This is a genomic window from Acidimicrobiia bacterium (genome assembly GCA_041676705.1).
Classification (GTDB): Bacteria; Actinomycetota; Acidimicrobiia; order Acidimicrobiales; family SKKL01; genus Actinomarinicola.
On record JBAYRL010000002.1, the window covers coordinates 514,238 to 529,532 of the forward strand.

Here is a 15,295-nt window from a genome sequence, read left to right on the forward strand (position 1 = left end):
CACCGTACCGGAGTTGATCATTTGTCTTCGGCGTTTGTGCCAGAACGTGTTTCTTTAATCAGGTCGCGCAGGACCACGGCGTTGTTGTGTTCTTCATCGGCCGCCGCGTAAATCAGCGTTACCGGACCTTTGTCGGCCAGCGTAAATAGCTTGCTTAAATCATCGTTTTTCGAGGGGTCGAGCTCTGCGCGATAACGCTTTTGGAATTCATCCCAGCGTTCGGCATCGTGTCCGAACCACTTACGCAGATTGTTGCTAGGTGCAACCTGTTTCAGCCACTCATCCAACTCGAGGTCTTCCTTTTTGATGCCTCGGGGCCAAAGACGGTCAACCAGGATTCGTTTGCCAACCGATTTTGACTCATGGTCGTAGGCTCTTTGGAGCTTAATTGAATGGCTCATGTCGCCTCCTAGCGACGGCGTGGTTTTACCTAGGCTTCAGAATAGAAAACCTCTTCCCCGATCAGTTGCCCGCTATGCACACGGGCCACATTCTGAGCGATGAGGCTGGCGCGCTCGGCGCTAGGGCCAACCCAGCCGAGGGATAGTGTTTCGTGGAACAAACTCAACCAGCGCTCGAAATGCTCAACCTGGAACGGGCTTTCATTGTGAACAATGGCATGAGCTCGAAATGGGTTACCAACGTAACCATGTAGTCCCAGTAGATTTCGGCACCAAAAAGCTGTCAGTTTAGGTAGATGTTCCGCCCAGTCCACCTGTGCAACGTCGTTAAATAGCGGACCCAAAATGTCATCTTGAGCCACATCGGCGTAAAAACGGCGCACCATTTCTGCAATTTCTGCGGGAGAGTCTAAATCGCAATTGCGAAAGTGATGTTGACCTTGACCCATGTGCCTTCCTAGCTGGTTAATTGCTGCGGGTACAGTGTTTAGAGTGATAGTTCGAGTCTAGAGTGACTACTTCTTTTATCTACCATCAGCTAGATAATCGAGGTGTTATTCTAAGGATGTCAAGTAGAAGATGCTAGAGTGAAGCTTCCTTGGGCCAAACGCAATCTTTCATCATTTCGCTGGGACGGAGGTCTGTGATGGCTAGCGGTGAAGAACAACTTCCACTCGAAAAACAGGCTGGGCAATACGCCATCCGCGGTGCGATATCGGGCTTTATTATTGTGCTGGTTCTGGTGACCGGAATTGGCCTCTGGCAAGACCAAACCAGTGCCTCGGCGCTTGGCGTTGGCATCTTCGTGGCCGTCTGGGCAGGCTCTGGCTTCGGTGCCATGATGGGGGCCGCCATCGCAGCCATGAAGAACACCTCCTGGTTCGAGTAGGCCGCACTTCTAGCCAGCAACCGGGTTAGCAACAGCAACTGGCGTTCGGCGACTTGTGAAGGCACACGCCGCTAAATATTGGCGCCACGGCGTGGTGGGCGTGGTAGCCGGATTGACCTCTGGCCTTTTTGGCGTGGGTGGCGGCATAGTAATTGTGCCACTCTTGGTGGGTTTAGTTGGCTTTGGTCAGCGACTGGCGCACGGTACTTCTTTAACTGCCATTTTGCCTATTTCGACCGCCAGCGCATTGGGATACGCCACCCAGGGTGAGGTCGAGTGGGTTATTGCGGCGCTTATTTCTGTGGGTGCGATGTTGGGTGCGATTGTGGGCTCGCATCTCTTGCAGCGATTACCGGTTCGGGCTTTGCGCCTCGGATTCGCACTGATTCTTATCGTGACCGCGGTGCGGATGGTGGCGTCGTCGGGTGATGGTGGCGGTATTGGTGATTTGGGCTTGGCCGGTGCCCTTGGTTATCTGGTTCTGGGCTTGGCTTCGGGGGTGTTGGCTGGCACTTTGGGTGTTGGCGGGGGTGCGGTGCTGGTCCCGGCACTCACTTTCTTCGCTGGCTTCCCGCTATTGGCCGCTAAGGGAACCTCGTTGTTGGTCATTATTCCCACTTCGTTGATTGGCACTTGGCGCAATGTCGTCGCCAAGAATACTGACGTGATGGCAGGTTTGGTGGTTGGTGTAACCGGCATCGTGTTCGGACTAATCGGAGTGCAGATTTCAATGGAGCTGAGTGCTAAATGGGGCTCGGTGCTGTTTGCCATGTTGTTGGTGGTAGCGGCGGCGAAGTTGGTTTTCCAAGCCGAAGAAGACGAACCGACGGTGACCGTAATTCCTGATCCTTCAGCTGAGACTGCTTAAGCCCCTGCTTTATTACCGGTCGCGACTATGGTTTTGAAAGATTTAGGGGGTTTTGATGTTAAACGAGAATTTTGAACTGGGGCAGATTGGGCTTTGGACAGGCGTCTTCGATGCCATGCCGTCTTCTCTCGCCAAAGAATATGTGGCCTATATCGAGGAGCTAGGTTTCTCGACGTTATGGCTGCCTGAAACCGTGGGGCGTGATCCGTTTGTGTCGGCCACCATGTTTCTAGGTCACACCACCAAATTAAACCTGGCCACCGGTATCGCCAACGTTTATGCCCGCGATGCCGTGACCATGGCTAATACTCAGCGGGCTTTGGAAGAAGCTTTCCCAGGAAGATTTTTGTTGGGCTTAGGTGTGAGCCACGAGCACCTGGTTAATCGAGTTCGCAAACACGATTACTCCAAGCCCTACTCCTATATGGTCGACTACTTAGACGATATGGACAACACCATCTTTAAAGCTGTTGGACCTTCCGAGCGTTCGGGCACCGTGCTGGCCGCTTTAGGTCCGCGAATGTTGAAGCTGGCAGCAAGTCGGGCTGATGGTGCGCATCCTTATTTCGTGCCCGTGGCACATACCGCCTACGCACGTGAAATTCTGGGCGGTGAGGCAATCTTGGCGCCCGAGCAAATGGTGATTCTAGATACGAACGCCGAATCTGCTCGAGCCACCGCTCGTTTACACATGAGCCCATACATGCGAGCACCCAACTATCAAAACAACCTGCTGCGACACGGTTTTGTCGAAGATGATTTGGCCGATGGGGGTAGCGACAAGCTGGTAGACGCCATTGTGGCTTGGGGCGATGTATCGGTAGCAGTGGAACGAGTGGCGGCGCATTTGGACGCCGGTGCCAACCATGTGGCGGTGCAGCTGTTATCGGCTGATGGGGCTTCGTTGCCTAGGGAACAGCTAAGTGAGTTGGCTAGCGGGTTATTAGCGCTCTAATCGCTATTCAATCTCGAGTGTTTTCGGGGCATCTTGGTCTGATGTTTGATGGACCTGAATTTTGGTGCCCTCGTTTTTGGAATTTTGGTTCTGTTCGAACTTTTTACTTTGCTCAGAGATGGGCTCGGTGACTTCTTCAACATAAGCCGGGAAGTGCCGCGGGGTATTTAGCAGTACCGCCACTGTGATCACGGCCATTACCAAAACACCTAAGAATATGGCGTGAGTTGAATTATGTAGGGCCATAATCTCGCCTTGGTGGCTGTTGCGCTCCAACATTGTGTTGGCGATGGCACCAAAGGCGGCGGCACCAATACTTTGACCAAAGAAGCGGGCGTACATAAGGGCACCGGTAAGCGTGCCACGTTGTTGCCAGCCCACGGTGTTTTGTAGGCCGACCATTAGCGGAGTGAAAATTAGCCCCATTCCCACACCCATCAGGCCTACGTAAACGACGGGCTGCCAAACCGAGGCGTTCGCCGTGAGAGTGGAAAGCCCAATTCCCGAGGCCAAGGCGAATAAGGAACCAATTAATGCTGTATCACGAAAGCCGATGCGAAGGTAGAGGCGGGCCGACAGACTTGAGGTTAACGGCCAAGTGATGCTCATGGTAGCGAGGACGAAACCGGCTGCGACCGGTGCTAAACCGAGTACGATTTGGCCCCAGTTCGGAACATAAACTGAAAGTCCGATTACCGTCATCCCAGCGGTGATTGAGGTTATTGCGGAAGCGGCAATACGGCGTTCGCGCCACACCCAGGGCGGCAGCATTGGCTCGCGGGCGCGGCGTTCGACAGCGGGCAGGGCCATAGCAGCGGCAATGGCGATACTGAAGATAATTAGACTTTGTGGTGAGCGCCATGGCCACGAACTACCACCTTCTAGCAGGCCGAGAATGAACATTCCGGCCGCTAAGAGGATAAGAAGCGCCCCGGCATAGTCGATACGATGTTCGCGTCGGGTTACGGATTCTTGTAGTCCCCTGGCCACCAAGATGAATGCGAAGATTCCCAGAGGAATGTTGACGAGGAAGATCCATCGCCAGGTGAGGTATTGTGCGAAGATGCCTCCCAGGGCTGGGGCAATCACCGCTGAGACGCCCCAAACGCTGGCCAGATAACCTTGGATGCGGCCACGTTCTTCCACGGTGTAAATATCGCCGGCGATGGTGTTAACCGTTGATGAGATGGCGGCACCACCAATGCCTTGAACGGCGCGTGACACAATTAGAGCTGTCATGCCCCAAGCGGCGGCTGAGGCGGCTGAACCGATTAGAAAAATAACGATGCCGAATAAGAGAATTGGCTTGCGGCCGTGCAGGTCGGAAAGCTTGCCGTAGATCGGAATTGTAACGGTCTCAGCCAATAGGTAGATAGAAAACACCCAGCCAACCCGGTTGAATTCGCCCAGGTCACCGACCACTTGGGGAATGGCCGTAGCGAGAATCGTGGTGTCCATTGCCACTAAGGCCATGGTCAGAATTAGTGCTATTAGAACCGGCGTCCGAGCGTCGCCTTTTAAACCCATTGCATCATGCCCCCGTGCTGATGAAAGTACAGGTTAGGCGGTGTGTCTTTCTATTACGTGTTCTCGAAGCCCACGTTAAATTGGTGGAAACCGGAATCTAAGAGCGTTGTGAGGTTGTTTTCGGTTGAGCCTTGTGACCAGTTACGAAGCACCACTCGCATTATCCCAAGCGCGGCGGCGGCCATAAGTTCTGGAAGGATGGTATGTCCCGTTTCAGGTTCACGTATTTCAAGCGCAGCTGCCAGTTGCTCCTCCCACTGGGCTTGCAAGGCTAAACTTCGGGCGTAGATCGACGGAACACTTAGGATTATGGCTGCCTTGTGTCGCATCTCCTCTTGATGCGTCAAGTCAGCGGTAATTGAATGAAAAATTGCTCGCAACGAATCCCAAGGGTGTTCGTTGTCCGGACGTTGCTGCAACAAGGTGATGAGCTCGGCTAAGTGTTCGGAATAGTCAGCTAACACCACGTCTTCTTTGGTGGCGAAGTAGCGAAAGAAAGTGCGTTGCGATATTTCAGCTAGAGCCGCGATTTCGTCGACAGTCGTTTCTTCAAAACCATGTTTGCTGAAAAGCTCCATCGCTGCGAACTCGATGCTCTGGCGGGTCTTGGCCTTCTTGCGTTGTCGTAGTCCGGATTGTTGCACCCAGTCATCTTAGTATGTTCGCCTATATTTGAGTGGCAGTAGCTGACATATGGCAGCGACTGTCGTAAAGTGTGCTAGGGCTCGACGCAGTCGTGGTGGCAGCGTCCATGGATAAGAGGATTTAAATCATGACGACATTGCTATACCGAATTGGGTATGTTGCGGCTAAGAAGCGGGGTCTTATTGTCGCGGGATGGGCGCTGATATTGCTTGTCGTAGTTGTTTCCAACCGGTTGATTGGGGCGAGTGCAGTCGACAACTTTGAAGTGCCCGGAGTTCAATCTCAAGCCGCTTATAACTTGCTGGCTGAGCGCTTTCCAGAAAAGTCAGGGGCAACCTCGATGGTTGTATTCCATGTTGAAGAAGGTGTGATTGACGATCCTGGTTATGCCGAAGGAATCCGCCAGACTATCGGGCTCATCTCAGAGCTAGAGGGCGTGCTTCAGGTGGCCGATCCATTAGCAAATCCACAGACAATCTCAAGCGATCGAAGCACGGCTGTGGCCTCGGTACAGTTTAATAAGTCCACTGCTGAATTAGGCCATCGAACTTTAGACGCATTAGTTGCAACGGCTGCTCCGGCGCGAGAAGCCTCGGTTCAAACTGAGTTCACCGGTGAGTTACCCACCGTGCTGAAAGAACAATCAACCGGTCCAGCTGAGGCCATTGGAATAGTAGCAGCGCTGGTTATTTTGCTGTTTTTGTTTCGCACACTATTTGCAATGGCGTTACCTCTAGTTAGTGCAATCATCGGTTTGGCGGTGGGGTTATCGCTGGTGGGGCTGTTATCTGGTTTCATTGAAATCCCTACCGTCGCACCACGCCTAGGGATGATGATCGGTCTTGGCGTTGGTATCGACTACGCGCTCTTTGTGCTTAGCCGACATCGTGACAACCTCCGCCATGGGATGGAAGTTAACGAATCAATAGCCGCCACGAATGCGACCGCGGGACATGCGGTAACCATTGCCGGAATTACGGTGGTAATTGCAATCCTCGGTTTGCAATTAGCAGGTATCCCATTTGTGTCGGCACTTGGCTACTCGGCTTCTCTAGTAGTAGCCATAGCGGTTTTAGTGGCGGTCACGTTGTTGCCCGCACTACTGGGGTTTGTTGGCAGACGTATATTACCCGCTCAAGTGACAGCGGCAGCTCAACCCAATCTTGACGCCAAAGAACTGACTGCTACCACTGGTTGGGTGAGATGGGCAAACGTGGTTTCGCATCGCCCTTGGCCTGCGGCAATTGTTGGAACAGCTCTACTGCTCATTGCTGCGTTACCAGTGCTTGATATGCGCTTGGGCCAAGCCGATGCGGGAACTCATCCAGTTAACACCACGCAGCGGCGTGGTTACGATCTTCTGCACGACGCTTTTGGGGCTGGATTTAATGGTCCCTTGCTAATAGCTGTCGATTTGGTTGAGGCTGGAATTCCAGATGCGCCTGAGATAATTGTTAATTATTTGCGTAGCGAACCGGGTATTTCGTTTGTGTCGCCACCGCAAATAAACAGTGCTGGTGACACCGCGGTGATTACGGTTATTCCTTCTACTAAACCCCAAGATGAGGCCACTTCTAATCTCGTTCACCGTCTAAGAAACGATGTGCTACCAGCGGCAGTTGAAAATACCAATGTGGGCGTCTATATCGGCGGACCGACGGCCAGCTTCATTGACCAATCTGACAAGATTGCTTCTCGCCTACCGTGGTTTATTGGTGGTGTAGTTGGTCTCTCATTTGTGCTACTTATGATCGTGTTTCGATCGATATTGGTGCCGTTAAAGGCCGCGCTGCTCAATTTACTTTCAATTGGTGCCGCTTACGGCGTGGTTGTAGCCGTGTTTCAATGGGGATGGGGCCGTTCCCTGATCGGGTTAGAAGAAACAGTCCCAATCGCGTCGTTTGTACCGATGATGATGTTTGCCATTCTGTTCGGTTTATCTATGGATTATGAGGTGTTTATCTTGTCTCGTATCAGAGAAGAGCACCTTCGAGGTCATTCAAACATCGATAGTGTGGTGGTTGGACTTGGGGCTACGGCGTCGGTAATTACAGCCGCAGCGCTAATAATGGTGGCTGTGTTCTTGGGCTTTGTTTCTAGTCCTGACCCGGTCGTAAAAATGATGGGAGTGGGTTTGGCTACCGCCGTGGCGGTGGACGCTACGGTGGTACGGATGGTTCTTCTACCTGCCACGATGGCTTTAGTAGGCGAACCTAATTGGTGGTTACCCAAGTGGTTGGATCGGATGTTGCCGCAACTTCACATCGATTAGAGGTTGCTGGTTAGGTTAAGTCAAAACTGTTTAGGTCTATGCTGAATTAATGGTGGGCAACCTTGGCCATTCCTCAACTGAGAGCCTGTCAATTTTGATAGTTGAGGATGACGACAATATTGCGGAGCCGTTGATTGAAGGATTATCGAATCATGGCTTCAACCCGGTACGGGCAAAAAATGCTCAGGATGCATTTAACCTAATTCACAAGACGCAGTTTGTTCTGCTTGATCTTGGCCTGCCTGACCTCGATGGGACTGAGGTGTGCCGGCGAATCCGTCGTAGCAGCGACATTCCAATAATTGTTGTGACCGCTAGAGACGATGAGATAGATCGTGTACAACTTCTTGAGCTGGGTGCTGACGACTATATAATAAAGCCGTTCAGTTTCCGTGAGTTGGTGGCTCGAATCGGTGCTGTGCAGCGCCGTTCGGTCCCTTCTGGGGCCACCACGGTTGAGAACCAACGCCTAGGCAGTATAGAAATCGATCGGTCGGCCCGTCGGGTGTGGGTGAATGGTGCTGAGGTTGACCTAACGCCCAAAGAGTACGATTTATTAGCGTATTTGGCCTCTGAACCAGGCGTAGTTCGTACTCGCGAAGCCATTATCTCTAGCGTGTGGGATGAATTCTGGTGGGGGCCGACAAATACCCTTGATGTGCATATCGCGGCTCTGCGCCGCAAGCTTGGTCAGCATAACCTAATCGTTACTTTACGTGGTGTGGGTTACCGCTTGGATGTCGAAGGCGAATGATTCGTGGCACGACGTCTGTTACTTACCTACCTGACGCTCACAGCCTTAACACTGGCCGTGGTGGTAGTCCCCTTGGGGCAAATCTTTGCCAATCGTGAACGTGATCGGCTCACCTTCGATATCGAGCGAGATGCCCAAAACATAGCGTCACTGGTGGAAGACCATCTTGAGATGGGGATCGATCCTCAGATCGATGAAGTGGCGAAGTCGTATCGTGATTTGGGCGGTCGCATTTTGGTTGTTGACAAGGCTGGTCTAGGAGTGGTCGACTCCGACCACCTTGGCGAAGAACATCGTGACTTCGCCACCAGGCCGGAGATTGTGGCTGCATTGGACGGTGACCGAACATCTGGTACTCGCAATTCAGAAACGTTGAATGCGAAGCTGATATATGTTGCTGTTCCTGTGGCGTCAGGTGGGGTGGTGCACGGTGCCGTCCGGTTGACTTACCCCATGTCGACCCTGGATAAACGCATTTCTGATACTTGGCGAAAGCTTGGGGTGCTCTCGGGGGTGGTGTTGGTGGTTGTGGCGATTGTTGGTTTGGTATTTGCCCGGAGCATAACCAAACCGCTTTTGGAATTAGAGGAAGTTGCTAAGGCCCTAGCCACTGGAGATTTAGAAAGTCGTACGCAGGTTTCTACGGGTGGGCGCGAGCTAGAGTCACTCGCGGCTGCGTTCAATACCATGGCAGCTGCCTTGCAACAACAGCTTGAGGTGCAACGTCGATTTGTGAGCGATGCGTCTCATCAGCTTCGAACTCCGCTAACAGCATTACGACTACAGCTAGAAATACTTGCAACTCGGGTTGACCCGGTTTTAGTTCCTAAGTTGGAGGCGACCATAGATGAAACTGATCGTCTGGGGGCCTTGGTGAGTTCCTTGTTGAGCCTGGCCCGCGGAGATGCCTCGTTTGGCAAATTGGAACCACTGAATCTTCCGTTGGTAATACAAGAGCGGGTGGAGTTCTGGGAGCCTCTGGCCAGTGAACGCAATGTAAGTCTGAACATCGAAATATTTTCTACGGCCCAAGTACGGGCCGTGACGGGTGCAGTCGAACAAATTCTCGACAACCTAATTTCAAATGCTCTAAATGCGATAACCAACGGCGGCAACATCATCGTTCGCACCCGCGAGAGCGGAGATATGGTGCAGATGCAGGTGTCGGATGACGGTCCCGGTATGAGCGAAGCTATGCGGCAAGAAGCCTTCAAGCGGTTTTGGAGGGGTGGCGTGTCGGCGGACCAATCGGATCGGGGCGGATTCGGATTAGGCCTTTCAATTGTTGAGATGTTGGTGACCGCATGTGGTGGCACCGTCGCGATTTCCGCGGGCGACAACGACCTTGGGACCGCGGTCACGGTTGAATTCTTAAAATCTTAAGAATCTCTTCAGGTTGTACTAACGATCTGCTAATGCAACCCTTCGTATCGTTTGAGTATTCACCGAGTGGGTGTTCTGCCTTAACGAAGGGGTACTCAAAATGGAACGTCGCAAAGCAATCCGTGTAGCAGGGGCCGCGTCACTGACGCTGGTGGCGGGGGCTGCGGGCATCGCTCTGAACTCAGGAATTGTAGGCGCTGGTCGTGATGAACAAGTTGGCCAGGTGTTGGTGATTGATCCTGTCGGATATGCCAACGCCACTAACGGGCTATATGACGGTAATTCGCACGACCCAGAATTAGAGCGGGTACTTAAAATAGCTAAGTCAAAAGAACGGGCGTTAACAATTTCTTCGGCCAGTGAAGTTGCCAAAGAGAACGATCATCATGACAAAGATGATGATGATTGTGACAAGTCAGGCAAAGATCACGCGTCAGACCGCCATGGCGATGACGATCATGACAAAAAGTATTATCACGGTGCTGATGATGATGACTAGAGCCAAGCGAGATTCAGCTTCAGTTGCGTCCACAACCAAGGTCGGGGGCAGCAAGGCTAAAAAGACCCACCCGGCCGCCGCGTCGCGGGTCTTGGTTGGTGGATTGAGTGTTGCTGGGCCGATCTTAATGGTCACCGCCATGTCTGAAGTTCCATCGTCGTCACCCACTTCATCAGACCTCAAGATCGCTACGTCGCTATTAGATACTGAGAACAACCCTAAGGTGGTTTGGGTCGGACAAAGTTCATCTCGCGCCGTGACCCAATCAAAGGCCAGTTGACGATGAATACGGCACTATTTCTTCCTACCAACCCAGGTGGATCAAAGGATGAAGGCCCAGTTTCCGAGGTGCACTTTCACGCAATGGGAACTGAGATTCATCTAATAAGTGTTCGTGGTTCCTCCCAATTGATGGCTAGTGCTGTTGAACGCATTAGGTACCTTGAATCATTGTGGAGCCGTTTTCTTGAAGACAGTGAGGTCAGCGTGCTCAATCGGAGTGCGGGCCGACCTCAAATTGTTACCGATGAGACTCTTGCGCTGGTGGAGCGATCTATTGAGGCTTGGCGATTGAGCGATGGATGTTTCAACCCGTGTGTTGAAGTTGCCATGGCCGCTAACGGTTATGACCGCGATTTTAAAGAGTTGGAGTTAGTGCCTCCTCGGGTACCGAGCGGTCGGGCAGCTCCTTCGCCACAAGAAATTGTGGTGCTTCACGACACCAACATCGTGATCCTACCCGCCGGTGTACGAATTGATGCTGGAGGAATCGGTAAAGGTTTGGCAGCTGATTATGTAGTCGACCTACTGATTTCTTCGGGGGCGACTGGCGCGCTTGTGAACGTGGGTGGCGATGTGCGCGTTGCTGGTGACCCTTCGTCTGAGGCCGGGTGGGTAATTTCGATACCGCACCCCCTACAAAGCGGAGTTGAACTCATTAAATTTAGAATCGAAGATGGTGCGGTTGCTACTAGTTCCCGTCTAAAGCGACGCTGGCGAACTTCAAACGGCATGGCACATCACTTGCTGAACCCGCTAACCGGTCAACCAATGGTGACCAAGGTTGTGGCAGCTTCAGTAATCGCAGCCACCGGTTGGCAGGCCGAGGCGTATACAAAATTGATCTTTATGAGGGGCATTACCGCAGCCCAACTGCCCGCCAATATACATGCCTTAGCAGTACTAGATGATGGACGGTTTGTAGCGACGCGAGGTGTTGAGGAGATGGTTGAATGAATCAGCATCTGGCATGGTATGTCGCTCGTGCCACCGGAATTGTGGCATGGATGCTCTTGTCGATAGCCGTAATTTTGGGCTTGTTCTTTGCTACCCGAATGGGTCGAGGTCGGGTAACCCCAAAATGGCTTTTGGACCTTCACCAATTCAGTGGTGGTTTATCGGTTGTTTTTACGGCGCTTCACGTTGGGTCTCTCGTGGCCGACAACTATGTGAGCTTTGGGTGGGTTGAGGTGCTCGTGCCGTTTTCCAGTCATTGGCGTACTGGAGGTGTTGCGTTGGGGGTTGTAGCGACCTACCTGTTGGTGGCCGTGGAACTCTCATCATTGTGGATGCGTCACCTGCCCCGTATTTGGTGGAAAAGGGTGCACCTGGCCAGTTATTGGCTCTTTTGGATGGCCACTTTTCATTTCTTGATGGCGGGCACCGACGTATCGAATCCGATTTCACGGGTAGTGCTTGTGGTGGCTATTGCGTGGGTCGTCTTTCTCAGCTTGATTCGAATCTTGAGCCAATCGAAGTCAAAGCAGCCCGTTAAGGGCAAGGTTTCAGCCAGGGGGTAAAAGCAAGTTGGGGTGGCTTACTCGGTTTCAACCGATGCAAACCACCCCAACTTGGATACTGGTTAGGTTTTAGAAGGCGTTGGCTACTTGGCTAGCCAAACTTCAGTCCAGAAACTTTCGGCCGCTATTACGCCGTTGCCAGCAATACCACCAGGAATGGTCCAACGCTCGAGGTTGCGCACGTCGTTGGTGGTGAAGAGCGAGGTCGCTGTAGAGCCCGTCCAAGAGAACGGCACATTCTCGGCGAGTTCCATTCCAATCGCTTCAACGGCCGCGTAGCGGGTGCTGAAGTCGGTGTTGGAACGCAAGATTTCTAGCTGTTCGGCCAAGTCTTCGCTCCAGTAGTTGGAAACATTGGCGGGCTCGGAGGCTGGGTTGCCAAAGGCCGATTTCAAAGTGGTGTAGGGGTCGCTTTCACCGCCTGCCCGGAAGCAGGTGGTTTGGAAGTCTCCTAGGAACGGTGGGGTTGTGTCAGGTCCACCGATTACTCGGGTCACAATAATGGCCTGTTCAAGCGTGGCGATCGTGACATCGATACCGATTTCTTTCCACATGGACTGGTATCCCTGGGCCAAGGCTTCGGCCGATGGGTCTGGAGGACACATCAGCTCCAGCGTGACGGGAGCCCCAGCGGCCTTTCCATCGGAACGGTCGGGGTCATTCACGTATTCTTCCAGAAGCTCGCGACCTTTTTCAGGGTCATTAGTGGGCCAGGCGGCCGCTACCTTATCCGAGTACCAGGGTGAGTCGGGGCTGAAGAATTGGGTCTGGTTGGGGCTGATACCCTCGCCACCCAAGACTGCCACCAGGGCCGATTGGTTTAAGGCATAGGCCATAGCGCGACGTACTCGGACGTCATCGGTCGGAGGTATTCCAGTGTTGTAGATATTGGACCCGCCATTATTACCTAGAGCTTGGAATGACTGGATTTCACCGCGCTCAGCGGCTTCTTGGGCCATACGTACCGCCGTCTGGCGAAGTGTTTGGCCGACTTGGTGGTCGCCTGAGCGAACGGCTTGGAAACGGGTGTCTTCGTCAGGGATAGGGCGGAAGACGATTTCATCGAGATAGGGCAGTTGATTGCCGGCATCGTCGGTGCGCCAATAGTCTGGGTTGCGCTTCACAACGAGTTCGTTGTCACGTTGCCAGCGATCCACAATGAAGGGTCCGGTACCGACTGGTTGATCACCGCATGCCTCGCCAGCGGCCCGGCAAGCCTCGATGGAAAATGGCATGCCGACTACACCGGTTAGGAGGTCGGGGAAGGCGGCATTACCGTTCTCAAGTACGTAGGTGTAGCTCAGTTCGTCATCGACCCGAAGCTCTTTCACGACCGTCAGGGTTCCGATGGTTCGTGCGCCGTCGGCGGTTAAATATTCTTCGAAGTTGGCCTTGACTGTTTCCGCGTCTAGCGGGGTGCCATCGTGGAATTTAATGTTGGGACGAAGGGTTACCGTCCACTCGGTGAGGTCATCGTTGGGCTCGATCGATTCGGCGAGGAATGGATAGATTTCACCGTCACCACCCCGTGCAGCAATAGGGTCGAAGAAGCTGCGCGCCACCAACATGCCCGAGTTTCCGAAAGTGCCCCAGGCAGGCTGGTAACTGTTTGTTTCGGCCTCTAGGCCAACGACTACTTTGCCGCCATATTCTGGGGTTTCGCCGGGTTCGTCAGGTTCGTCGGTTTCGATTTCGCCACCGGCCGGTGCCGTGGTGCTGCTGCTTGGTTTGTTGGCGTCGTCGGACGAATCACTACTACACGCCGCGACCAAGCTGAAGGCCATTATTACGGCCAATGCTTGGAATACAAGTCGCATCTTGCGACTAGCTAATGCCATCTTGTCCCCTCAGATCAGGTTGATGTACGACAGACTCGTGTTTAGGTGACGTAGGCCACCGACACGAGCCGCCACTATATACGCATGTATAGCTACGTGACGTGAGTTTCCGTTTTTCGTATCTCTGCCAATAGTTCTAAATCAAGACGGTCCAGGGTGTCGGCGACCGAACGGTGGGACACGACCTGAAGAGGACCATCCCAGTGATACCTAAAGACGCTATAACTATGGCCAGATTTATCTATGTTTATAAACATTCTGGTGTCGACGTGCTTGTACTGCCAAATACCAGGTAATCCAGGGCGACACACGTAGCCCATATGCATGAAGTCGCCCGGGCTTAAATAGGGCGTTTCAGCACGATTACTAAGGATTAAGCAAAACTGCTCTAGCGGAGACCAGTCTAAAAAGCCTTCAAAATGAAAGTGATTTGACGTCTTGGAACATGTCGGTGTTGGCGCTTCATGCTGCGTTGTTAGCGTCATGTTTCTTTCCTCGGCGGAGTGCCCACTTGGGGTTAATCAGATTGCGAGGGAAGTGGTTTAACCGTAGTTAGGTGCTGTGACACTTAATTCTGGCAGCTAATTCTGGCAGCGGTTTCTTGGTGGCTTGCCTCGATGTCGTTGAGGTGTCGACCTCGTTACTTGTGATCGGTGTCTTGGCGTGTTTTGGGTTCGGCTGGAGTGTTGCAAGGCGTTAGTAATTAGAGGTCTCTAGCACGGTGGCGCCGGGGATGTTTCAATCGTTGATTTGCGTCGTAACCGTCTCACGCGTCGGTGCAGCGGGCCGCAGATATGTGCCTTGGTCTGCCGCTTGGCCTACGAGTTTGCCAGTCAACTTAGATTCTAGTGGCACTTGCTTCTGAAGCTTTTTTGTGGTGGGCGTTGGCTTTTAACTCCTTATCTAAACTCGGCGCTATACGCAGCTAATAAACATTGAAAACACTGTAAAATAACCGATACAATCTGTAATCTCAAAATAAAAAGCTTGTAATGCGAACAGTTGTACCCTACAATGAAGGTATGAGTTCGTCAACAACAACCCCAAGCACCAACCCAAATGCGATGTCGTCGGATGAGGTGAATCAACGGTTTTTGGGTTTGGTGTCTGAGGTGGCCGATCTAGCTTCGCTTGTGGAGCCTGGTTTGTGGTCAGCGCCGGCCCAGGCTGAGGTTTTGGTTGGTTTGTTGGGTTTTCAAACCCAGATCGAGGCTGTGGTTTCTCAGCTGGCGGGGTTGGTGGATGCTTCTATGTTTTGGAGTGTTGATGGTTCGCGTTCTGCTGGGGCTTGGTTGGAACGTCGTAGTGGTCGTGATCGTAAAGAAACCAATCAGATCTTTAAAACCGGTCGTGATTTACGCGAGATGCCTGAAACCGAAAACGGTTTTGGTGCTGGGGTGTTGTCTGGTCGTCATGTGCGGGTTTTGGCTAAAGCTAAAAACAAGGTTCCCGAGCTGTTTGGGGA

At 52.7% G+C, this 15,295-nt stretch carries 16 protein-coding genes; 11 read left to right on the plus strand and 5 right to left on the minus strand.

The features are described 5' to 3' along the window. Positions 1–17 precede the first annotated feature (17 nt). Positions 18–401, minus strand: a complete 384-nt coding sequence (locus tag WC184_05935) for a DUF488 domain-containing protein (protein ID MFA7477416.1) — start codon at positions 399–401, stop codon at positions 18–20. Positions 402–430: 29 nt separating this feature from the next. Continuing rightward, positions 431–850 carry a group III truncated hemoglobin gene (locus WC184_05940; GenBank protein ID MFA7477417.1) on the minus strand — a complete coding sequence of 140 codons (420 nt, stop codon included), beginning with the start codon at positions 848–850 and terminating at the stop codon, positions 431–433. A 197-nt stretch (positions 851–1,047) separates the two neighbouring features. On the opposite strand from WC184_05940, the gene WC184_05945 reads away from it, so the two are divergent. From WC184_05945 to WC184_05955, 3 genes are read left to right on the plus strand one after another with little or no spacing between them, the layout of a single operon-like run. Continuing rightward, entirely contained in the window at positions 1,048–1,290 is a 243-nt protein-coding gene (locus WC184_05945) for a hypothetical protein (protein ID MFA7477418.1), read from the plus strand. A 55-nt stretch (positions 1,291–1,345) separates the two neighbouring features. Beyond that, positions 1,346–2,158 carry a sulfite exporter TauE/SafE family protein gene (locus tag WC184_05950; protein MFA7477419.1) on the plus strand — a complete coding sequence of 271 codons (813 nt, stop codon included), beginning with the start codon at positions 1,346–1,348 and terminating at the stop codon, positions 2,156–2,158. Positions 2,159–2,213: 55 nt separating this feature from the next. Continuing rightward, complete coding sequence (locus WC184_05955) at positions 2,214–3,113, plus strand: LLM class F420-dependent oxidoreductase (GenBank protein MFA7477420.1); 900 nt, start codon at positions 2,214–2,216, stop codon at positions 3,111–3,113. A gap of 3 nt (positions 3,114–3,116) precedes the next feature. Here the strand turns inward: WC184_05955 and WC184_05960 are convergent, their stop codons facing one another. Both WC184_05960 and WC184_05965 read right to left on the minus strand, forming a co-directional pair. Beyond that, entirely contained in the window at positions 3,117–4,640 is a 1,524-nt protein-coding gene (locus WC184_05960; GenBank protein ID MFA7477421.1) for an MDR family MFS transporter, read from the minus strand. A 53-nt stretch (positions 4,641–4,693) separates the two neighbouring features. Further along, on the minus strand, positions 4,694–5,284 hold the full coding sequence (locus WC184_05965) for a TetR family transcriptional regulator (protein ID MFA7477422.1): 591 nt from the start codon (positions 5,282–5,284) through the stop codon (positions 4,694–4,696). 128 nt (positions 5,285–5,412) lie between these two features. Here WC184_05965 and WC184_05970 point away from each other — a divergent pair, with 128 nt between their 5' ends. The 7 genes from WC184_05970 (at position 5,413) to WC184_06000 (ending at position 11,992) form a co-directional block, all read left to right on the plus strand. Then, positions 5,413–7,557: an MMPL family transporter gene (locus WC184_05970; GenBank protein ID MFA7477423.1), complete on the plus strand. Its 2,145-nt coding sequence runs from the start codon at positions 5,413–5,415 to the stop codon at positions 7,555–7,557. A gap of 49 nt (positions 7,558–7,606) precedes the next feature. Next, entirely contained in the window at positions 7,607–8,311 is a 705-nt protein-coding gene (locus WC184_05975; protein MFA7477424.1) for a response regulator transcription factor, read from the plus strand. A gap of 3 nt (positions 8,312–8,314) precedes the next feature. Next, positions 8,315–9,694: an ATP-binding protein gene (locus WC184_05980; protein MFA7477425.1), complete on the plus strand. Its 1,380-nt coding sequence runs from the start codon at positions 8,315–8,317 to the stop codon at positions 9,692–9,694. 100 nt (positions 9,695–9,794) lie between these two features. Beyond that, on the plus strand, positions 9,795–10,193 hold the full coding sequence (locus WC184_05985) for a hypothetical protein (protein MFA7477426.1): 399 nt from the start codon (positions 9,795–9,797) through the stop codon (positions 10,191–10,193). Beyond that, complete coding sequence (locus tag WC184_05990) at positions 10,180–10,473, plus strand: hypothetical protein (GenBank protein ID MFA7477427.1); 294 nt, start codon at positions 10,180–10,182, stop codon at positions 10,471–10,473. The genes WC184_05985 and WC184_05990 overlap by 14 nt, the downstream gene beginning before the upstream one ends. A gap of 2 nt (positions 10,474–10,475) precedes the next feature. Then, a complete protein-coding gene (locus WC184_05995) occupies positions 10,476–11,429 on the plus strand; it encodes an FAD:protein FMN transferase (protein ID MFA7477428.1) in 954 nt (317 codons plus the stop codon). Further along, positions 11,426–11,992, plus strand: a complete 567-nt coding sequence (locus WC184_06000) for a hypothetical protein (protein MFA7477429.1) — start codon at positions 11,426–11,428, stop codon at positions 11,990–11,992. The genes WC184_05995 and WC184_06000 overlap by 4 nt, the downstream gene beginning before the upstream one ends. Positions 11,993–12,075: 83 nt before the next feature. Here the strand turns inward: WC184_06000 and WC184_06005 are convergent, their stop codons facing one another. Then, a complete protein-coding gene (locus WC184_06005) occupies positions 12,076–13,830 on the minus strand; it encodes an ABC transporter substrate-binding protein (protein ID MFA7477430.1) in 1,755 nt (584 codons plus the stop codon). Positions 13,831–14,852: 1,022 nt separating this feature from the next. On the opposite strand from WC184_06005, the gene WC184_06010 reads away from it, so the two are divergent. After that, positions 14,853–15,295, plus strand: a 443-nt coding sequence (locus WC184_06010) for a DUF222 domain-containing protein (protein MFA7477431.1), incomplete at its 3' end; no start/stop codon positions are given.